This window comes from Paenibacillus sp. MAHUQ-63 (genome assembly GCF_028765165.1).
In the GTDB taxonomy this organism is placed as follows: Bacteria; Bacillota; Bacilli; order Paenibacillales; family NBRC-103111; genus Paenibacillus_E.
The window spans coordinates 135,494-154,530 of the sequence record NZ_JARADB010000003.1 but is presented as its reverse complement, the minus strand read 5'-3'; the positions used below and the strand labels follow the sequence as shown (position 1 = coordinate 154,530).

At 54.1% G+C, this 19,037-nt stretch carries 20 protein-coding genes; 10 read left to right on the top strand and 10 right to left on the bottom strand.

Annotation, left to right across the window (positions count from 1 at the left end; all coding sequences use genetic code 11):
• Nucleotides 1-68 precede the first annotated feature (68 nt).
• The gene (locus PUT07_RS17085; RefSeq protein WP_274469506.1) at nt 69-542 is read left to right on the top strand and encodes a GlcG/HbpS family heme-binding protein; all 474 of its coding nucleotides are present in this window, start codon (nt 69-71) and stop codon (nt 540-542) included.
• A 48-nt stretch (nt 543-590) separates the two neighbouring features.
• Here the strand turns inward: PUT07_RS17085 and PUT07_RS17080 are convergent, their stop codons facing one another.
• Genes PUT07_RS17080 through kduI form a run of 4 tightly spaced genes read right to left on the bottom strand, consistent with a single transcriptional unit; the run spans nt 591 to nt 3,813 of the window.
• The gene (locus PUT07_RS17080) at nt 591-1,418 is read right to left on the bottom strand and encodes a sugar phosphate isomerase/epimerase family protein (RefSeq protein ID WP_274469505.1); all 828 of its coding nucleotides are present in this window, start codon (nt 1,416-1,418) and stop codon (nt 591-593) included.
• Nucleotides 1,418-2,170 carry a 2-dehydro-3-deoxy-D-gluconate 5-dehydrogenase KduD gene (gene kduD / locus PUT07_RS17075; RefSeq protein WP_274469504.1) on the bottom strand — a complete coding sequence of 251 codons (753 nt, stop codon included), beginning with the start codon at nt 2,168-2,170 and terminating at the stop codon, nt 1,418-1,420. The genes PUT07_RS17080 and kduD overlap by 1 nt, the downstream gene beginning before the upstream one ends.
• Before the next feature lie 18 nt (nt 2,171-2,188).
• Nucleotides 2,189-2,944: a DeoR/GlpR family DNA-binding transcription regulator gene (locus PUT07_RS17070; RefSeq protein ID WP_274469503.1), complete on the bottom strand. Its 756-nt coding sequence runs from the start codon at nt 2,942-2,944 to the stop codon at nt 2,189-2,191.
• Between the two features lie 35 nt (nt 2,945-2,979).
• Nucleotides 2,980-3,813, bottom strand: coding sequence for a 5-dehydro-4-deoxy-D-glucuronate isomerase (gene kduI / locus PUT07_RS17065; protein WP_274469502.1), 834 nt, complete (start codon nt 3,811-3,813; stop codon nt 2,980-2,982).
• Between the two features lie 174 nt (nt 3,814-3,987).
• Here kduI and PUT07_RS17060 point away from each other — a divergent pair, with 174 nt between their 5' ends.
• Complete coding sequence (locus tag PUT07_RS17060) at nt 3,988-4,143, top strand: hypothetical protein (protein ID WP_274469501.1); 156 nt, start codon at nt 3,988-3,990, stop codon at nt 4,141-4,143.
• Between the two features lie 408 nt (nt 4,144-4,551).
• Here PUT07_RS17060 and PUT07_RS17055 read toward each other — a convergent pair whose 3' ends face one another.
• Entirely contained in the window at nt 4,552-5,421 is an 870-nt protein-coding gene (locus PUT07_RS17055; protein WP_274469500.1) for an AraC family transcriptional regulator, read from the bottom strand.
• Between the two features lie 132 nt (nt 5,422-5,553).
• Here PUT07_RS17055 and PUT07_RS17050 point away from each other — a divergent pair, with 132 nt between their 5' ends.
• On the top strand, nt 5,554-6,390 hold the full coding sequence (locus PUT07_RS17050) for a phytanoyl-CoA dioxygenase family protein (protein ID WP_274469498.1): 837 nt from the start codon (nt 5,554-5,556) through the stop codon (nt 6,388-6,390).
• Nucleotides 6,391-6,463: 73 nt separating this feature from the next.
• On the opposite strand, the gene PUT07_RS17045 is transcribed toward PUT07_RS17050, so the two are convergent.
• Complete coding sequence (locus PUT07_RS17045; RefSeq protein ID WP_274469497.1) at nt 6,464-7,675, bottom strand: aspartate aminotransferase family protein; 1,212 nt, start codon at nt 7,673-7,675, stop codon at nt 6,464-6,466.
• 204 nt (nt 7,676-7,879) lie between these two features.
• Between PUT07_RS17045 and PUT07_RS17040 the strand changes: the two genes are divergently transcribed.
• The 5 genes from PUT07_RS17040 to PUT07_RS17020 all read left to right on the top strand — a co-directional run bounded on the left by PUT07_RS17040 (nt 7,880) and on the right by PUT07_RS17020 (nt 13,512).
• Nucleotides 7,880-8,785, top strand: a complete 906-nt coding sequence (locus PUT07_RS17040; RefSeq protein WP_274469496.1) for an AraC family transcriptional regulator — start codon at nt 7,880-7,882, stop codon at nt 8,783-8,785.
• A 107-nt stretch (nt 8,786-8,892) separates the two neighbouring features.
• Entirely contained in the window at nt 8,893-10,398 is a 1,506-nt protein-coding gene (locus tag PUT07_RS17035) for an alpha-glucosidase/alpha-galactosidase (protein WP_274469495.1), read from the top strand.
• Nucleotides 10,399-10,552: 154 nt separating this feature from the next.
• Nucleotides 10,553-10,870, top strand: a complete 318-nt coding sequence (locus tag PUT07_RS17030; protein ID WP_145657127.1) for a cupin domain-containing protein — start codon at nt 10,553-10,555, stop codon at nt 10,868-10,870.
• Nucleotides 10,871-10,945: 75 nt separating this feature from the next.
• Entirely contained in the window at nt 10,946-12,790 is a 1,845-nt protein-coding gene (locus tag PUT07_RS17025; RefSeq protein ID WP_274469493.1) for a cache domain-containing sensor histidine kinase, read from the top strand.
• A gap of 5 nt (nt 12,791-12,795) precedes the next feature.
• Nucleotides 12,796-13,512, top strand: coding sequence for a response regulator transcription factor (locus PUT07_RS17020; protein WP_274469492.1), 717 nt, complete (start codon nt 12,796-12,798; stop codon nt 13,510-13,512).
• Between the two features lie 49 nt (nt 13,513-13,561).
• On the opposite strand, the gene dctP is transcribed toward PUT07_RS17020, so the two are convergent.
• From dctP to PUT07_RS17005, 3 genes are read right to left on the bottom strand one after another with little or no spacing between them, the layout of a single operon-like run.
• A complete protein-coding gene (dctP, locus tag PUT07_RS17015; RefSeq protein ID WP_274469490.1) occupies nt 13,562-14,623 on the bottom strand; it encodes a TRAP transporter substrate-binding protein in 1,062 nt (353 codons plus the stop codon).
• Between the two features lie 33 nt (nt 14,624-14,656).
• On the bottom strand, nt 14,657-15,949 hold the full coding sequence (locus PUT07_RS17010; protein ID WP_274469489.1) for a TRAP transporter large permease: 1,293 nt from the start codon (nt 15,947-15,949) through the stop codon (nt 14,657-14,659).
• Complete coding sequence (locus PUT07_RS17005) at nt 15,949-16,452, bottom strand: TRAP transporter small permease (protein ID WP_274469488.1); 504 nt, start codon at nt 16,450-16,452, stop codon at nt 15,949-15,951. Before PUT07_RS17005 ends, PUT07_RS17010 begins: the two co-directional genes overlap by 1 nt.
• 99 nt (nt 16,453-16,551) lie before the next feature.
• Here PUT07_RS17005 and PUT07_RS17000 point away from each other — a divergent pair, with 99 nt between their 5' ends.
• Complete coding sequence (locus PUT07_RS17000) at nt 16,552-16,689, top strand: hypothetical protein (protein ID WP_274469487.1); 138 nt, start codon at nt 16,552-16,554, stop codon at nt 16,687-16,689.
• Nucleotides 16,690-16,832: 143 nt separating this feature from the next.
• Here PUT07_RS17000 and PUT07_RS16995 read toward each other — a convergent pair whose 3' ends face one another.
• Nucleotides 16,833-17,438: a LysE/ArgO family amino acid transporter gene (locus PUT07_RS16995; protein ID WP_274470858.1), complete on the bottom strand. Its 606-nt coding sequence runs from the start codon at nt 17,436-17,438 to the stop codon at nt 16,833-16,835.
• Between the two features lie 136 nt (nt 17,439-17,574).
• Here PUT07_RS16995 and PUT07_RS16990 point away from each other — a divergent pair, with 136 nt between their 5' ends.
• Nucleotides 17,575-19,023 carry an aminotransferase-like domain-containing protein gene (locus tag PUT07_RS16990; RefSeq protein WP_274469486.1) on the top strand — a complete coding sequence of 483 codons (1,449 nt, stop codon included), beginning with the start codon at nt 17,575-17,577 and terminating at the stop codon, nt 19,021-19,023.
• Nucleotides 19,024-19,037 lie beyond the last annotated feature (14 nt).

The window sequence follows — 19,037 nt, the reverse complement described above, 5'->3', positions numbered from 1 at the left end:
GCATCTCCATATGTATGAAAGAGGGTTTGGCGTCATATCGTGTCGGAATGTTGGGAGGGCGGCTGGGAATGAAATCTGTATTCAAGCTGGAATTGGAAGAAGCGCGAGTAATGATCGCGGCGGGCCTTGCAGCGGCGGCCGCTGCGCATGCCGCGGAAACGATCTGCATCGTCGACGACGGCGGATATGTGATCGCCATGGAACGAATGAACGGCGCGCGCAATACGAGCCCGGAACTGGCCATGGCCAAAGCATTCACCGCGAGCGGCCATCGGCGCTCGACGCATCTGTTCAATAGGCGGGGAGGTCCGGCGGCGGCCGATGGTGAAGCGTTCGGTATCCATGCGATGATGCCCGGCAAATTTGCCATTTTTGTCGGCGGGTTCCCGATCGTAGTGAACGGAAGCGTCATAGGCGGAATCGGAGTAAGCGGCGGGGCCGGCGAGGATGATATTGCGGTTGGCGTTGCCGCGCTGAAGGCGCTGCAGTCGTATTTAGGCGACAAGTATGAAGTGATAACGGAACCTGACATTCAGAAATAAATGCAGGAAAGCCCCTATCCTCCAATCGGAGGACGGGGCTTATTGCTGCTACAGCAAGTTTCTTACATAATGCAGTGTTTCATTTATCGTTTCATCTGTAAGCTGCTCCAAAGAAATGTCGACGCCAGGTTTGGCCTGATGGAGTTTCTGCAGGAATGTCTTGGTTTGGAAAATCCCTTGGCCGGACCGCAGCTGAATCAACTTACCGTCCTGGACGGCAACGTCCTTCAAGTGCGCCAGCACGATGCGGTCGCCAAAAGCGGCAAAGGCTTCATCCAAGAAAGCCTCTTGCGTGTCCAAAGAAGAAGGCGGCAGCAAATTGACCGGATCAAATACGACGCCTATGTTGCTGGACGGTACTTCTTCCATGATCCGAACCATTTTTTCGATGCTGGACAATGTGTGTGTGAACACCGGTTCGAGACCGATGTGCACGCCCCAACGTTCCGCTTCCTCAGCCAACTCCTCGACAGTTTGTTTAAAAAGCTGCCAACCGATCGCTTCGTAGCGCTCAGCATCCTGAGAAAGATAGGTCGTCAAGTCGGCCGTCTCCGTCGCTACAATGGACGTTCCGAAATCCCGGGCATAGCGCAGATGCTCCTTGAACCGATTGATTTCGCGGCGGCGCTGCTCCGGATCCGGATGGATCGGATTGATGTAACAACCGAGTACGCCGATGCGAATGCCGGCGTTGTTGAACTGCTCGCCGATGTGGCTGGCAAGTCCGGGACTTAGCTTACCTAAGCTTGTATCGATATCACTGATAGCTTTGCCAAGAGCCAGTTGGACGAAATCAATGCCGCGTCCGCGCAGCTTCTCGGTTAGCTGGTTCAGCGGAAGATGACCGACGGTATGTGCGAGCGTCCCGATTCCCATTATCTCGCCATCCATCCGCCGTCCACGCACAGCACGTGTCCGTTCATATAGTCGGAAGCGCTGGAGGACAAGAACACGACAGGACCTTTGAGATCCTCCGGAGCACCCCAACGGCCGGCAGGAATGCGTTCCGTGATCGACTTCGTACGGTTCTCGTCCTTCAGGATCGGTGCCGTATTGTTCGTCGTCATGTATCCTGGTGCGATCGCATTCACTTGCACGCCTTTGCTTGCCCATTCGTTCGCCAAAGCTTTGGTTACACCGGCGATCGCATGCTTACTGGCTGTGTAGCCAGGTACATTGATCCCGCCTTGGTACGTGAGCATGGAGGCAATGTTGATGATTTTCCCGCTTCCGCGTTCGATCATATGGCGTCCGATCAGCTGGCACAGGAAGAAGGCGGAGTTCAAGTTCAGATCGATGACATCGTGCCAGTCTTGACGGGCATGGTCGGCCGCCGGCGTACGGCGAATGATTCCTGCATTGTTGACGAGAATGTCGATCCCGCCGTAAATGCCGATCGCTTTAGCCACAACATCCTCGAGAATGTCTTCGTTGCTCAGATCTGCCGCGATTAATTCCGCTTGGCCGCCAAGAGCGCGAATGGCTTCGACCGTGGCTACGCTTTCGGAAGAGGAGACGGCAATGACGTTGGCGCCTGCTTCCGCAAGGCCGATGGCCATCGCTTGGCCCAGACCGCCGGATGCGCCGGTTACGAAGGCTGTTTTTCCTGCTAGGTTAAAAAGTGTCATGATAAGTACTCCTTCTCACTAATTCGTGACGATTTGAATGCCGGCATCACGGTATTGCTTGGCCGTTTCCGCAGGCAGTTGGCTATCGGTAATAATCATGGCCACCTCGGAGAGAGAGGCAAAAGTGCGAAGGGCGCACTGGCCGAACTTATAGTGATCGGCAACACCATAGACGGTTGCGCTCGAACCGATCAGCGCCCGCTTGTAATCTGCATGATCGCTCGTATAAATCGTAAATCCATGCTGGAGGTGTACGCCTGTCGCAGAGATGAACGATTTCTGAATGTTGAGGGAGTTCACATAGGCCACGGCTTCAGGACCTGCAAGCATATTGCGCAGCCGGTAGCCGCCGGGAACGACAAGCCGGATTTCCTCTTTATGAAGCAGCTCGGCAATAATGTGCAAATCGTTCGTCACAACAGTAAGCGGCTGATTATCCAGCCGCCTGGCAATTTCCAATGTTGTGCTCCCGCCGTCCAGGGCAATGATGTCCCCCGGCTGAATATACCGCAGCGCGATTGCGGCAATCTCCGATTTCTCATCGGCATGCTTCACGATCGGCTCCTTCGCCGAGAGAATGCCAAGCTGGTCGCTCTGGGCAAGCATCGCGCCGCCGTGAATGCGGACGAGCAGCCCTTTCTCCTCCAGCTTGGCCAGGTCTTCGCGAATGGTTTTGCCTGTCACGTCCAGTCGTTCGCTAAGCTCGTTAACGGTCACTTCTTTCTGTGCCAGGAGTATTTCCATAATGACTTCATATCTGCGTAAAGGATTCATCGGATATCATCACTTTCCCAAAGAGAGATGACCGATTATTTCAAATCTTTCATTGCGACGGCGTCCATATCGTCGAACATTTGGTTCTCGCCGGCCATACCCCAGATGAAGGTGTAGTTGTTCGTGCCCACACCGCTGTGAATGGACCAGCTTGGGGAGATGATCGCTTGCTCATTGCGCATAACGACGTGACGCGTTTGTTGAGGCTCGCCCATCATGTGGAAAACGACGGCATCTTCCGGCATATCAAAGTAGAAGTAAACCTCGGAACGGCGGTTATGCGTATGGGAAGGCATAGTGTTCCACATGTTGCCCGGTTTCAGAAGCGTCATACCCATAACAAGCTGACAGCTTTGGATGCCGTCCAGGTGGATGTATTTGTAGATTGTGCGCTCATTGGATGTGTTAATGCTGCCCAGGTGAGCGGGCGTTGCTTCGCTGATTGCCGCTTTGACCGTAGGGTATGTTTTGTGAGCCGGTGTGGAGTTGAAGTAGAATTTGGCAGGCTCGGCGGCGTTCTCGCTGGCGAAGGAAACTTCTTTGGCGCCAAGTCCGATATAGATGCAATCTTTAGGATCCATGTTGTAAACCGTGCCGTCAACGGTAACCGTACCGCGTCCGCCAACGTTGATGATACCGATTTCGCGGCGCTCCAGGAAGTAGTCGGCTGCCATTTCTTTTTTATCAGCTTGCAGCTGCAGGGAACCAGTAATTGGAAGAACGCCCCCGATGATGAAACGGTCAACGTGAGAGTATACTAATTTAATCTCGTTAGGGACAAACAGTTGGTTAATTTGAAACTCGGCTTGCAGACGCTCTGTGTCGAATTGTTTGACTTCGTTCGGGTGGGAAGCATAGCGGATATCCATGTGAAAATCGCTCCTTCGGATCGTTTATTTGGGTTGATATTAGTTCATATAGGTTTAATTTACTCCATTCATGGCGATATGGCAAGTCCTTTTGCTAGGTGTTTCAAATCTTTCGAAAATGGTGAATAAGGGATACAGATTCAGGAAAAAACAACCTTACAGGAGGTTATTGTCATGGATAAAAGTCATTATTTCGATCACGTGTGCAACGATACGATTCCGACCCTCCCCGATGAAGAGGATACGACGCCGACAGATATGGTGAGCGATGCGGTCGAGGAAATCATGGATAATATTAAGGATGCATTCTCGACTGAGGAGCGGGATTAACGCCAAAAAAACGAAGCAGGCCGGTGCCTGCTTCGTTTTTTTTTTTTTTGATATTTTCTCGGCCTGCGGCAGATGAAGAAACAGAACGAGAAGACACACCTCCTCGAACGAGAACCAATCCCAGAGGTAGAACGAGAAGACACACCTCCTTGAACGAGAGTCAAGCCCATAACGGGAATTTCTCCTGTTAAATGCAGCGTGACGGAGCCTCGAATGCTGGATAACTGGAAAAAATACCGTTATTCGGCCCGTTCCCGCCGTCTCTACGCGAAAAGGGGATGAATTAACGGTAGGAATTCCCTTTATTCGCACAACTGGGCTAATTTTCGCAGGAATAACGGGAGAAATTCCAGTTACGATCTGCGGCTGATGAAGAAAGCCCGGCTCACTCATCGAGGCCGCCCGCCATCATTGTCCTACTCCGGATCTTGCATAGGTCCGCCACTGCAGCGGCGTCATGCCGATGATTCGCTTAAACACCGTCGCGAAATGCTGGGAAGAAGCATAGCCAAGTGATCCGGCAATGTCCGTAACGGAAGCGTCGCTCTCCGCAAGCCGGCTGCACGCCGCCCGGATGCGCATTCGTTCAATATAGACCATCGGCGGAAGCCCGGAATAGGCTTGGAAGGTGCGAAAGAAATGGGAAGGGCTGAGCCGCACGCCCAGCGCCAGCTCCTCGATGCTCGGCCGCCATTGCGGTTCTTCCTCGATCCGTTTGACCAGTCTCTCGAACTGCCGGGTCAAATCTTCGGCAAGCGGCAGCTGCCGTCCGTACGGCTGCAAAATAACCAGCAGCAAACCGAGCGCGGCTTGCCGGATTGCGGAGGAGCGCAAAGGACTGTCGCCGATCAGAGCTGCTTTCAGCTTCGCGAAGCTTTGAGCGGCGTCGTGACCAAGGTGGCGGACGCGAGGGAGCGCCTGCAGCGCGCGCCGGAAGCTTTCGCATTCGCTTGCCGGCAGCCGAAACCAGCCATCCCCTTGCGGCGGGGTGACGATAAACCACCAGAACCGGCTCGGCTCAATCACGTTGAAGCCTCCGCGGTGAAGCTCGTCCGGACGGGTGTGGAACAAGTCTCCCGCCTTCGTCTCATAAACCGTTCCGTCCAGCTCCCAGCTTGCCTTCCCGCGTTCAACCAGCACAAACTCATACCCGATATGCTTGTGGAAAGTCAGCGGAAGCGCCGATCGGATCTCATCAAATCCGAATAGCAGCAGCTCCGGGACATCCGGTATTTCATGTTCCGAGGCAAGGTCGTAGGTCCATCGCTTAGCCGCCATAGAAGAAACCTCCTAATTTCATAAACATTCTCGATACTCGCTATGTTTCTCATACTACTCTGGAGCAAATTGGACGTCAACGGAAGCCGAAAACCGTATGATGAAATCAAGATATGGAAGGAGGCATGCCAAATGGCGCTGCAAGCAGATAGAACCTACAAAATTACGGCTCAGGATAAGGAAATTTTTGAAAGGGACGGTTACTGGATTTCACCCAAACTGTTGGACGACGATCAGATTGCTCGGCTGCGGCAAGCGCATGAGCGGGTATGGTCCGGGGATTACGACGGGGACGGGCTGCCCATGAATCATTACCGGCCCAGCTCCAATCCCGACGCTCTGCGCAAGCTGGACAACGGTTGGTGGATTAACGATGAGATACGCCGCGCAGTCACGGATCCTTGGATCGGCGAGCTTGCCGCTGACCTGCTGAATACGGATGAGATTCGGCTGTGGCATGACCAGGTGATCTACAAGCCGGGGGTAGGCGATAAGATCACGTCGTCAGGCAACGTAGGCTGGCATCAGGATTACGGGTACTGGCAATGCTCCGACAACCCGAATATGGTGACGGTGTGGATAGCTCTGCAGGACACGGATTTGACGAACGGCGGGATGATGACGATCGTCGGCTCGCATAAGTGGGGGTTGATCCCGGATAGCGATACGTTCTTCAATCCGAATATGGAAGAGCTGCGGGACAAATATGCGGCCGGTCGCGAGTGGGTGGAGGAACCGTGCATCTTGAAGGCAGGGCAGGCCAGCTTTCATCATGGGCTTACGTTCCACGGTTCGGGTGCGAACCGGACGAATGAGCCCCGCATGTCGGTTGTCGCGCACTTGATGCCCGGCGGCACAAGCTATCGCGCCGGCATTCAGCGGCATGACAACATCCGCTTGCTAGGACCGCGCCCTGTGAACGGACAGCCTTTTGCGAATCCGTATTTTCCGGTTTTGTTCGCGCGCTGAATGCGAAAGAAACCCATCGGCAGGCAGATCGTTCGATCTGCCGGACCGATGGGTTTTTGCATAAGTGCAGCAATTAGGAAAGCAAACATTGATCCAGCGCTTCGCTCAATAGGCGGATCATGTCATCGATGTCGTCCTTCGTGACGATGAGAGCGGGCATCAGACGAATCGTCTTCGGATTCGGCGAATTAATGAGGAGGCCGGCTTGCATGCAGATGGCGGCGAGCTCGGCTCCGCAAGGCCGCGGAAGATCGAAGCCAAGCAGCAAGCCTTTGCCCCGAATCTCTTGCAAGCCGTAGCGGTCTTGGATCGCATAAAGCTTAGACAGCAAATAGGCTCCTTGTTCCGCCGCTTGCTGAGGCAGGCCTCTGCGCAGCACCTCGCTTACAACAGCAAGGCCAACGGCCATAGCGAGCGGCTGACCTGTGTAGGTTCCGCCTTGATCGCCGGGCTCGAACAGGTTGTAGGCTTCCTTCGTCAGCATCGCCGAAAGCGGAAAACCGCCGCCAATCCCTTTCGCCAAGGTCAGTACATCCGGGAGCACGCCATAATACTGGTAGCCGAACATGGTGCCGGTACGTCCGATCCCGGTCTGCACCTCATCGAAGATGAGCAGAATGCCGTTCTCGTCGCAGAGCTTGCGCAGCTCTTGGATGTAAGGGACATTCGCTTCATAGACGCCGCCTTCTCCCTGGATGAGCTCCAGCATGACCGCGCAAGTATGCTCGTTCACGGCGGACTTCACAGCCTCGATGTCATTGAAAGACACTTTCACGAAGCCGGGTACTTGCGGCGTGAACATCGTCTCCCAGCCCGGCTTCCCGGTCGCGGCCATGGTGGCTAGGGAGCGGCCATGGAAGCTGCGTTTGGCCGTAATGATCTCGTAGGCTCCGCCTTTGCGGACGGCGCCGTATTTGCGCGCCAGCTTAATGGCGCTTTCGTTGGCTTCCGCTCCCGTGCTCCCGAAGAATACGCGCTCCAGCCCTGTGAGCGACGTCAACATGCGCGCGAATTCCACCATCGGCTTGTTATAGAAGCCGGGACCCGCATGGACCAGCTTGCCGGCCTGTTCCGCCAGCGCATCGCTGACGACCTGCGGTGCGTGCCCGAGACAGGTGACTGCCCACCCCCCGATAAAATCCAGATACTTGTTGCCGTCCGTATCCCACATATACATGCCCTCGCCGCGCTCCATGACGACCTGTGGCCTATTCGCCACGAATAAAGTAGAATGGTTTGCCGCTTGCAGAAGATCATCCGTCAATGTCTTCGTATGTTGTATCATGCCTGTCACTCCCTTATGTTCAATAATGAATAATTATACGTATATTTGTATTTTTATTCAATACAAAAATTGCCAAACAAACAAAACAGATTCTTGGCGTCTTGGAACGATTTTCTTTTCGGCACCGGGCGGTTACAATGACCTTAGGATCTTAACGGGAGCGGCGTTTTAACGAGCTATCCATTCAGAAAGGGGAAATGAAGGATGACAAGTGAAGCTGCGCTATTCCCGGCGCTCATGTTGCAGGAGCATGGCCACCCGCAGGTGATGGCGTACTATTTCAAGCAATGGCGCGGCTTTACCATGCCGTTTCACCGTCACGATGCGACGGAAATTATGTATACGATTCAAGGCAGTTGTTTGGTCGAGGTGCAAGAAGGGCCGTCACATACCGAGAAGGTTGCGCTCACAAAAGGGGAGTTCATTATTATTAATGCGGATGTCCCGCACCGCCTGATTGTGGACGAAACCTGCAGAATGCTGAACGTGGAATTTCGTTTTCCGCAGGGCAAAGGGGTATTTCCGTCCATTCAGGAATTAGCCGCCGAAGACCGCTTGCTGCTCACGCTGCTGGAGGCCGAAACCGCTTATTTGGTGCTGCGCGACGGCGACGAAGTCTACCATACGATGAGAAGTCTCGTGCTCGAGCTGGATAAAGCGGCCGCCAAAAGCGACCTGATGGTCCAACTGCTCATCGCGCAGCTGCTGATCCGCATAGCCCGGCTCTGGCAGGAATCGGTGGGCAGCGGGCTCGCGCCTAGCGAGAGATACGTCCGGCTAAGCACGGAATATTTGCATCAGAACTACGACCGCGATATTCAAGTGAAAGACATAGCAGGAGCCGTTAATCTGCATCCGGGATATTTGCAGCGATTGTTCAAGGCGCATACGGGCCAAACGTTAATGGCTTACTTGACGGTCATCCGGATGGAGAAAGCCAAGATGCTGCTGCTCGAAACGGACGTGCCGATCGCCGACATCTGCGATTATATCGGAGTGGGCAGCCGGCAATATTTTCACATGCTGTTCAAAGAGCATACGGGGCTCACGCCGGCGGATTTCCGCAAATCCGTCTATAAGGAGCAGCGCAACTACCCTGAAAAAAGTTAGGATTTTTGACAAAATGGCGCAGATGAAGTTAGAAAATTGATAACGGTTTCGCCTTCGTGCTTGTTACAATGTGAAGGGTAGAGCACATGAGAGAGAGGGCGAGATAGATGTCATTTAAAGTAGCTTTTATCGGTGCAGGAAGTATTGGATTTACCCGCGGTTTGCTCCGCGATTTGTTGACGGTGCCGGAGTTTCACGATATTGAAGTCGCTTTTACAGACATTAATCAGCACAATCTGGACATGGTGACGGAGCTATGCCAGAGAGACATTCGGGAGAACGGATTGAATATCCGGATTGAAGCGAGCACGGATCGCAGAGAAGCTTTGAAAGACGCGAAGTATGTTTTATGTACTATACGTGTGGGAGGGCTGGAGGCATTCGCCACCGACGTCGATATCCCGCTCAAATACGGCATCGACCAATGCGTAGGCGACACGCTGTGCGCCGGCGGCATTATGTACGGGCAGCGCGGCATCGCCGAGATGCTGCGGATTTGCCAGGACATTCGCGACGTAGCTTCGCCGGACGTGCTGCTTTTGAACTACGCGAATCCCATGGCGATGCTGACTTGGGCTTGCAACAAGTATGGCGGCGTGCGGACAATCGGCTTATGTCACGGCGTACAGCACGGTCACCGGCAAATTGCCGAGGTATACGGCCTTAAGAAAGAGGAAGTCGACATTATTTGTGCGGGCATCAATCACCAAACCTGGTATATTCAGGCCCGCCATCAAGGCAAGGATCTGACCGAGGGACTGCTCGAAGCGTTCGAGAAGCATCCGGAATTCGCCCGGACGGAGAAAGTCCGGATCGACATGCTGCGCCGGTTCGGCTACTACAGCACGGAGTCGAACGGGCATCTCAGCGAGTATGTGCCTTGGTACCGCAAACGGGCGGACGAAATCCAGGATTGGATCGATCTGGGGAGCTGGATCAATGGCGAGACCGGCGGCTACTTGCGCGTATGCACGGAAGGCCGGAATTGGTTCGAAACGGATTTTCCGAACTGGATGATAGACAAGGCGATGGTATACGCGGCAGAGAAACGCAGCGAAGAGCACGGCTCCTATATTATAGAAGGCTTGGAAACAGGCCGGCTGTATCGCGGTCATTTCAATATGGTGAATCAAGGCATCATCGCCAACTTGCCTGATGATGCCATCATCGAAGCGCCGGGTTATGTGGACGGCAACGGCATCTCCATGCCGCATGTCGGCAACCTGCCGTTAGGCCCGGCGGCGGTCTGCAACGTCAGCATCTCCGTGCAGCGGCTGGCGGTGGAAGCGGCTGTGCACGGCGATGACAAGCTGCTGCGCCAAGCGTTCATGATGGATCCGCTCGTCGGAGCCGTCTGCAATCCGAAGGAAATATGGCAGCTGGTCGATGAAATGCTCGTTGCCCAAGAGAAATGGCTGCCGCAGTACGGCTCGGCGGTCGAAGAAGCCAAGAAACGTCTGGCTGCAGGTAACCTCATACCGACACGCGATTATGAAGGCGCAGCTCGCTTGAAGGTGAAAACGGTTCAGGAAATGCAGCAGGACCGGGAAGCCGCTACGAAGAATGCAGGCGAAGCCGACAAAGGCAAGGATCGCGCGTCTGTCAATTCTTGAGGAGTCGGCAGAACAAATTGCACCCGCTTGATGTTCGTTTGTTTTCAAGTATGTTCATTTAGGTTCTTTTGAGGTATAATATACGATGTAAGTGAAGGACCGCTTGCGGTCCTTTTTTACGTGAATATGATCGCTTATGGAGAGGGGAAGCCAAATGTCGAATATTGGCGTGTGGGAACCGGCAGAGCCGGGCGTGAAACGCTGCATTTTGAAAGCGGAAGTCGGTCTCATGATGATGGAGGTTCACTTCGAGCCGGGGGCCGTCGGATATCAGCACAGTCACGTGCACGAACAAATGTCCTATTGCTTAAAAGGCAAGATTGAGTTTACGATAGATGGTGTAGTGACGGTCATCGAACAAGGCCAAACGGTCTACATCCCTAGCGGCGCTCAGCATGGTGTAACTGCGCTTGAGGCATCCGCTTTGCTGGATGTATTTACACCGATTCGTGAAGATCTTGTGAAACGTTAACCAGTTGCTCTTGCAGCTGGTTTTTTTCTTGATTGGTTGAATACGTTTACATTTGAATGAATAAGGGGGAGGCGTATGGGGAAAAGAAGCCGCAGAGCCTGGGTCTGGTTTTATCGAAGCCTGTTCTTACGCGATCGCCCGCTAACGGTGAAGCTGCTCGTATATTCCGCTATGCTGGTCGTCATTCCGCTGCTCGCCGTCGGTCTGATCTCCTACCAGAAATCTTCACAAGTGCTGCGGGAGGAAGCGAATTTGAGCAACGAACAAATTATCGAGCAGGTCAAACTGCACATTGAATACTATATCCGGGATTTTGAGATCGACTCGATCCGCATGCAAAATCACCCCGCCATGCAGCAATTTCTGCGCATGACAAGCGAGCAGGAGGTGCAGAGCTCCGGCATTCGCGAACCGATGATGCAGCTTCTGAAGGATACGGCTTATTCGCGTGCCGATATTTCCCGGATCATGCTTGTAACGGAGAACCAAGCCGTACTGGATACGAGCATGAACAAAAATGTGACGCCCGCCCTCGAACTGATCAAGGAGCCGTGGTTCGCCAATGTGCCTGCGAACAGCGATATTATGCTCATCATCAGGCCGCCTTCCGAGCGGTATGAGCTCGAAGGTGTGCCGGTCCTGTCGATCGTCAAGCGACTGGTCAGCCCCAACACACTGGAGCCTGTTGCCACGCTCATCATGGAAGTGAATTTCAAACGGATTCAAGAAATTGCCGAACGGGTGACGATTGGCCGAACCGGCTATTTATCGATTCTGGACTCCTATGGAAGATACATCTATTCGCCGGAATACGCAAAGATCGGGCATCTTGCGCTTTGGGAAACGCTGAATGATATGTTGCAGCAGGAGAGCGGCTCTTACCAGGCGCAGACCGGAGACAAGCCGTTCTACACGTTCAGCCGGTCCGCATATTTGAATTGGCGGCTCGTGACGGTCATCCCGGAAGAAGAGCTGACGAGGGGGACGCATTATATCCGGCAAACGATCTGGTGGACGGTAGCGGTCACCTTGGTCCTCGCGTACCTGATCGGGATCGGATTCGCTTCCAGCATCGTCAGGCCGGTGCGGGCTTTGCAATATTTCATGAAGCGGGTCAAAGCAGGCGACTTCAGAGCTCGTGCGGACATCGAATCCAAGGATGAGATCGGCCAACTAACGAACGATTTTAATAAAATGGTGGAGAAACTGCAAAATCTGCTCGACGAGATTACATACTCGCAGCTGCGCGAGAAGGATCTCCAGCTCCGGCAGAAGGAAACCGAGCTCAAGGTGCTTCAATCCCAAGTGAACCCCCATTTCCTGATGAATGCGCTGGAAACGGTGAGGGGCATGGCGTTGGAGCACGATATGACGGACATCTCCGTGCTGGTCGCGTCGCTTGCAAGGCTGCTGCGCTATAACCTGAATCATGCGGGAGCGACGATATCGGTGCAGCAGGAGGTCCACATCTGCGAGATGTACCTGCGCATTCAGCAATACCGCTTTGAGGAGAAGCTCAGTTATGAGTTTCGGATTCCGCAGTGGGCGGAGCAGCAGCAGATTGCGAAATTCGCGCTCCAGCCATTGGTCGAGAACTGCGTCATTCACGGTATCGAAACGGGCGACCGGCCGGTCCATGTCGTGATTTCGGCTGAGCGCGCCGGCGAGCAGCAGTTCAGAATCTGCATTCAGGATACCGGGGCTGGCATACCGGCGGACAAACTCCGGGCACTGCAGCTCGATCTGCTGCAGAAGGATATGGTGACGGCCGTCTCCCAAATCGGCATCGTCAATGTGCACCGGCGTATTGCCTATTTATTCGGCGATGCTTACGGGTTGGAGCTGGAGAGCAGCGCCGGCGCCGGCACGCGGGTCAGCATCAAACTGCCGCTCGGAGTCGGCATGAAGGAAGGAGCGTAGTGGCGGTGTACAAAATTATTCTCGCGGACGATGAGAAATGGGTTAGAGTTGTTCTGCGCAAGGCAGTGGAAGGCACACAGCTCCCGGTAACGATCGTGCAGGAGTGCGCGAACGGGCTGGATGCGCTGGACGCGCTGCGCCTCCATGATGCGGACTTGGTCATCTCCGACGTGAAAATGCCGGTCATGGACGGCATCGGATTGGCGGAGCAGATGGCGGCCATGCGCGCAAGCCTGGTGCTGGTCAGTGGGTATGACGACTTTCAATTCGCGCAGAAAGCGATTCGGTATGGCGTCAAAGACTACTTATTGAAGCCGGTGGAAATGGAAGCCATGGCGGATTGCTTGGGCAGGTGGCTGCAAAGCTTGGACATAGGGGAGCCCGCTTTGCCGGCGGAAGCGGCGGAGCTGTCCGTCATTGAGCAAGTGCAGCAGTTTGTCGCTGCTAATCTGGCGAGCGATATTACACTCACCGATGCGGCTGCGCATGTTCACTTGAATTCCAGCTATTTGAGCCAGCTGTTCAAGCAGCAAACGGGAGGCAAATTCGTCGATTACGTGATCGAGATGCGGATGGAAGAAGCGAAGAAGCTGCTTGTCAAAACGGCGCTGCGCGTGTCCGAAATCGCGGAGCGGCTGGGGTACGGGGATACGGCTTATTTCAGCCATACGTTCAAGAAGTTGACGGGGAGCACTCCGCTGGAATACCGCAAAAGGAACTAGAAAGAGGAGCCGCAGCATTCAGCCGCAAGCTCCTCTTTTTTTGGGCGTATTAGTTTCTCGCTTTCTCAATCGCTTCCAGCGTTTCTTTGTATTCGTTGCGGTATTTGTCAATGACCGGCTTGACTGCGTCCTGCCAAGGCTTCAGATCGGAGACTTCGGTAATCGTGACACCTGCGGCTTTGACTTTGGCTTCGGAATCTTTCTCGAATTTATCCCATTCGGCTTTCTGAGTTTTGACCGATTCCAGCGCCGCTTTCTTGATCAGTGTTTTATCGTCGTTGGACAGCTTATCCCACGCGACCTTCGAGATCAGCAGCACTTCCGGCACGCGCTGGTGTTGGTCAAGGATGAGGTTCTTGGCCTGCTGGAAATGGTTGGATGAGAAGTAGCTCGGATAGTTGTTCTCCGCTGCGTCGATGACGCCGGTTTGCAGCGCATTGAACACATCGCCGTACGGCATAGGCGTCGCATTAGCACCGAGCGCGTTCATGAGGTCAATATTGACCTTGTTTTGAATGACGCGGATTTTCATTCCTTTCAGATCGGCAATCGTTTTGATCGGCTTCTTCGAATAGAAGTGACGAGCTCCGGAGCTGTAATAAGCCAGCCCCTTCATACGGGAGGACTCCAAGCTGTCCAGCAGCTTCGTGCCCTGCTCGCTTTCGAGAAATTTCCACTGATGATTATCATTGTCGAAAATGTAGGGCAGGCTGAATACTTCATATTGCTTATTGAAGCCTCCCAGCGCGCCAGTTGATACGCGTGTGAATTCAATTGCACCTAGCTGCACCTGCTCGATGACCGCTTTCTCTTCGCCAAGCTGGGAGGCCGGGAATACGTCGATCTTGATGCGGCCGTTAGAGGCTTGATTCACGAGCTCGGCGAACTTCTTATCGCCGATCGTCGTCGGATAATCCGCAGGATGTGTTTCGGCGAGCCGGAAATTCAGCTTAGGTCCTTCGGCTTTCTGGGCTGCCGCAGGACTGGCTGCGCCGGGCGTAGCGGCGGATCCGCCGGTTGCCGGGGCGCTGCCTCCGCCGCATGCGGCGAGCAGCAAGCTTGCGCCTACCATGGTGCTGAGAGCGGTGATATAAGATTTCTTCATTTTCATATGGGAATCATCCTTTTCATCAATAGGTATGGGTTATTTCATTAGGTTAGGCAGCCACATGACAAGACCCGGGATATAGGTCAGGATCAAGAGCACGACGCACATGACATAGAAGAACGGCATCATGGCTTTGGTGCCTTCGGATATCGAGATATTGCCGATGGCCGAGCCAACGAACAGCACGGTGCCAACCGGCGGCGTCAACAAGCCGATGCCTAAGTTTAACATCATAATGATCCCGAAGTGAACAGGATCCATCCCGAGCGCGGTGACGACCGGCAGCAGAATAGGCGTCATAATGAGAATGAGCGGAGCCATATCCATCGGCGCCCCGAGCAGCAGCAATAGGACGTTGATGATGAGCAGAATGACGATCGGACTGTCGGTAATGCCGAGCATCCAATCGGTGAGCATGCCGGGAACTTTCAGGAAAGCCAGCACATAGCTGAAGGTTGCGGAGGCGGCGATCAGGAATAGTACCATGGCAACCGTGCGAAATGTTCGCTTCAGGATGATCCACATGCGGGAGAGCGGGATGTCGCGATAAACCAGAAATGTCAGGATAAACGCATACAAACAAGCCAGCGCGCCGCTTTCGGTCGCTGTGAACCAACCGGTGAAAATACCGCCGAGAATAATAACCGCAGTCATGAGGGACAGCAGTCCGTCGCGTACTATGCGCGGCACATCCCGCAGGGGAACGGATTCGCTCTTGGTGTAGCCGCGTTTGACGGCGATCACGTAGCTTGTAATCATGAGCGATATGCACAAGATGAGTCCCGGCACGATCCCGGCAAGGAACAGTGAGGCGATGGAGATCCCGCCTCCGGCGGCGAGGGAGTAAAGCACAAGATTGTGGCTTGGCGGTACGACGACGCCCTGGATCGCGGCGGACACTGTGACGCCTACGGCGTAGTCGGTATCGTAGCCCTTCTTATTCATCATCGGGATCATGACGGAGCCGATGGAAGATACGTCCGCAATGGCCGAGCCGGAAATGTTGCCGAAGAACATGCAGGCTACGCAGTTGACCATGGCAAGACCTCCGCGGATGCCGCCTACGAGCACTTGAGCGAGATTAATGAGGCGCAGGGCCATCTGGCCTTCACTCATGATTTGACCGGCTAAGATGAAGAACGGGATGGTCAGCAGGGAGTAGGAGTTCATCCCTTGAATCATCGTCTGGCCAACTGTTGCCAGCGGGACTTTCAAATACAGCAAGGTGAGCAGCGAGGAGCCTGCAAGTGCCAGCGAGATCGGGAAGCGCAGCACGATCAGAAGTACGAAGGAGACGATAAGAATGAGAATAGCGATGGTCGGATCCATTAATGGCCGTCTCCTTCCTGGAGATGAGCGTGCCGCTTCGTCTCGATACCGCAAAGCTGCAGGAGTGCGTAGGCGCAGGTCATGATGCCCGTGATCGGCATGATCGCATACAGCGTGCTGTTCGGCAGACCCGTGGCCGGCAGTTCGGATTCATGCATCATGACGGTGAAATCCCAGCCATAGGACACAAGGTAGATGCCGAAAGCAAGGATGACGAGCTGAATGATTTTGTCCAGCGCTTTGTTGATCGCAGGCGGCAGCTTGTGTGTGAAGGAATCGATGCCTAGATGAAGCTTCTCCCGAAAGCCGATCGCGATGCCCATGAACGAAAACCAGACGAGCAGCAGCATGGTGACCTCTTCCGACCAGAAGAAAACGAAATCGAACAGCTTGCGTGTCATCACCTGCAGCGTGACGATGATAATCATCGTGAGCAGTCCGATGAGTGCGGCGGATTCAATGCATGTATCGATCCAGAGCGCAATTTTTCTTATGTAGTGCATGGTTAAAAGCGGACCTCCCTTCCCTTTTCACTATTTTTGTAAGTGCTTTCATTTGAGCTGACTTTAGTATAGCGTTCCGCGGGGAGGGGGGGTACGCCATTGTTTTTAGGTTTTTTTGTAATTTTTTTAGGAAGTTGGGTGAGCCGTTTGCCGGAGGAAAAGGTGGTTGATGCGATTCTTAATATGTCGGTGGTGCGAGGACAAGCAGCGTTGCCGAGCGGACCATTCGGGTTCTAACGGACCTGGCAGCCGCTATTCCTCCGAATTACGCATGATTTCGGTTCAAAGGCAGCGAATAGCGATTCTGGTGTCCGTAAGTTTTGGAAACGGGGCCGCATCGGTGGAATAGCATCCGCTGTGTCCGTTAGCGGAGGAGGGGCTCACCAAAATTGCAGCCCCATATATATAGCAACGGCCCAGATCATACAAGCCGAAACCTTGTTCAATCCGGCGATGAAACGCCCGCCCGTATCGCGTTTGCGAGTCAAACGGCCGGCGAACGCCAAGCCGAAAAACCACAGCCAGGAGACGAGCATAATGGTGAGCATGAACACCCACTTGGCGGCTCCGGCATAATGCAAGGAGTTCGTTCCGATGACGCCGACCGTATCCAGGATGGCATGCGGGTTCAGCAAGGAGACCGATGCCGCGAACAATATCTGTTTTCTCGGATGGCTGTTCTCCTGCGAGGAGACGGCGCCGGGTTTGCTGCGCCAAATCACCCAGCCCATGTAGAGCAGGAAGAAGAAGCCGATGCCGTAAAGCGCCGCTTGCAGCCATGAGAAGGTGAAAACGACGAGGGACACGCCCATCACGGCCGCCCCAATAAGCAGGGTGTCGCAGAGCGATGCCGTCACGATGACAGGCAGCACCTGCCAATAGGTCCGCTGGCTGGCCCCCTGATTGAATACATAAACATTTTGAACCCCGACGGGTAAAATGAGGCCGAAACCTAAAATTAAAGCGTGCAAAACTGTCTGAAACAACATGATCTCTCCTAACCTGGTGTCGAATGCCGATTTCCCTTTAGTATAAGAGTTTCTCGCGGTATGTCTCCGACCAAATGGATGGCATCATACCCAACCAAATGATATAGTAAAGGAGACAGGAAAGGATGAGCACATGGAATGGCAACCGGACTTTTCGTCTGAGATACCGCTGTACGTTCAAATCAAGCAATATATCATGGACAAAATTTCGCTCGGGGAATGGGCCGTAGGCACCAAGATTCCGTCGCAGCGCGCGCTAGCCGAGCTATTCGGCGTCAATCGGAGCACGGTTGTGACCGCAGTCAGCGAGTTGATGGCGGAAGGGTTGCTCGAGGGCAACTCGAGGGGCGGGACCCGGGTCATCAACGCCTCGTGGAATGTGCTGGCCGCTTCCCCTCCGCCGGATTGGAGCTTTTATGTGGAGGCAGGCACGCATTACCCCAATCAACCGGCTATCCAGCACATTAATCGGGCCGAGTTTCAGGAAGGCATCATCCGTCTAGGCACCGGCGAGCTTTCGCCGGAGCTGCTTCCGGCCGCTAAGATGCAAAAGCTTTTCGCAGAGAGCGCAGCCCGGCCGTTCACGCTCGGTTATGAAGAGCCCAAAGGAAACTTGAACTTGCGCGGGCAAATCGCCACTTATTTGCAGGGCATCGGGATTCATACCTCGCCGGCGAACATTCTTATCGTATCCGGTGCGCTTCAAGCGCTGCAGCTCATCTCCATCGGGCTGCTTCCCCGCGGATCGTCCATTCTAGTGGAGAAGCCGTCATATTTGTATTCCGTGCACGTCTTTCAATCGAACAACATCAAGCTGGCCGGATTGCCAATGGATGCGGAAGGGGTCCAGACGGGAGGCATTGCACGCTACAAGGAAAGTTATCAAGCCTCGCTCTTGTACACGATCCCGACATTCCACAATCCGACGGGCATCTTGATGACGGAGGGCAGACGCCAGGAGCTGATGCGCGTCTGTATGGGAGAGGGGCTGCCGATCATCGAGGACGATGCGTACCGCGAGCTGTGGTTCGACGAACCGCCTCCTCAGCCGCTTAAGGCGCGGGATCCGCATGCGCTCGTACTCTATTTGGGGACCTTGTCCAAATCGTTGAGCCCTGGGCTGCGCATCGGTTGGGTCGTAGCACCCGAGCCGGTCATTGACCGGTTGGCCGATATCAAGATGCAGAACGATTACGGCTCAAGCTCTTTATCCCAATGGGCGGCGGCAGAATGGTTCGGAAGAGGTCTGTACGCGGAGAATTTGGTTTGGATCCGGCGGGAACTGAAGCATAAAAGGGATGTGACGGTTCAGCTGTTAACGGCGTATTGGGGTGATTTTGCCATGTGGACGGTTCCGGACGGGGGCTTCTATATTTGGGTGCGGCTCAACGTGAAATTGCCGATGCAGATGCTTTTTGAACGTGCTTGGAAAGCAGGTATTTTGTTAAATCCCGGTTCGATTTATAATCGACATGCAGGGAATGAATTACGGATCTCATACGCTTATGCCGCACTGCCTGAATTGGAATGGGGGCTGCAGCAAGTCGCGGTGCTGATTCGGAAGCTGGCTGAGAAAGAATGAAGACGGGAAGAAGA

What these genes read in the sequence shown, in the direction of transcription:
- PUT07_RS17085 (WP_274469506.1), top strand. Translation starts at nt 69, where the DNA reads ATGAAATCTGTATTCAAGCTGGAATTGGAAGAAGCGCGAGTAATGATC.
- PUT07_RS17080 (WP_274469505.1), bottom strand. Translation starts at nt 1,418, where the DNA reads ATGGGAATCGGGACGCTCGCACATACCGTCGGTCATCTTCCGCTGAAC.
- kduD (WP_274469504.1), bottom strand. Translation starts at nt 2,170, where the DNA reads ATGACACTTTTTAACCTAGCAGGAAAAACAGCCTTCGTAACCGGCGCA.
- PUT07_RS17070 (WP_274469503.1), bottom strand. Translation starts at nt 2,944, where the DNA reads ATGAATCCTTTACGCAGATATGAAGTCATTATGGAAATACTCCTGGCA.
- kduI (WP_274469502.1), bottom strand. Translation starts at nt 3,813, where the DNA reads ATGGATATCCGCTATGCTTCCCACCCGAACGAAGTCAAACAATTCGAC.
- PUT07_RS17060 (WP_274469501.1), top strand. Translation starts at nt 3,988, where the DNA reads ATGGATAAAAGTCATTATTTCGATCACGTGTGCAACGATACGATTCCG.
- PUT07_RS17055 (WP_274469500.1), bottom strand. Translation starts at nt 5,421, where the DNA reads ATGGCGGCTAAGCGATGGACCTACGACCTTGCCTCGGAACATGAAATA.
- PUT07_RS17050 (WP_274469498.1), top strand. Translation starts at nt 5,554, where the DNA reads ATGGCGCTGCAAGCAGATAGAACCTACAAAATTACGGCTCAGGATAAG.
- PUT07_RS17045 (WP_274469497.1), bottom strand. Translation starts at nt 7,675, where the DNA reads ATGATACAACATACGAAGACATTGACGGATGATCTTCTGCAAGCGGCA.
- PUT07_RS17040 (WP_274469496.1), top strand. Translation starts at nt 7,880, where the DNA reads ATGACAAGTGAAGCTGCGCTATTCCCGGCGCTCATGTTGCAGGAGCAT.
- PUT07_RS17035 (WP_274469495.1), top strand. Translation starts at nt 8,893, where the DNA reads ATGTCATTTAAAGTAGCTTTTATCGGTGCAGGAAGTATTGGATTTACC.
- PUT07_RS17030 (WP_145657127.1), top strand. Translation starts at nt 10,553, where the DNA reads ATGTCGAATATTGGCGTGTGGGAACCGGCAGAGCCGGGCGTGAAACGC.
- PUT07_RS17025 (WP_274469493.1), top strand. Translation starts at nt 10,946, where the DNA reads ATGGGGAAAAGAAGCCGCAGAGCCTGGGTCTGGTTTTATCGAAGCCTG.
- dctP (WP_274469490.1), bottom strand. Translation starts at nt 14,623, where the DNA reads ATGAAAATGAAGAAATCTTATATCACCGCTCTCAGCACCATGGTAGGC.
- PUT07_RS17010 (WP_274469489.1), bottom strand. Translation starts at nt 15,949, where the DNA reads ATGGATCCGACCATCGCTATTCTCATTCTTATCGTCTCCTTCGTACTT.
- PUT07_RS17005 (WP_274469488.1), bottom strand. Translation starts at nt 16,452, where the DNA reads ATGCACTACATAAGAAAAATTGCGCTCTGGATCGATACATGCATTGAA.
- PUT07_RS16990 (WP_274469486.1), top strand. Translation starts at nt 17,575, where the DNA reads ATGGAATGGCAACCGGACTTTTCGTCTGAGATACCGCTGTACGTTCAA.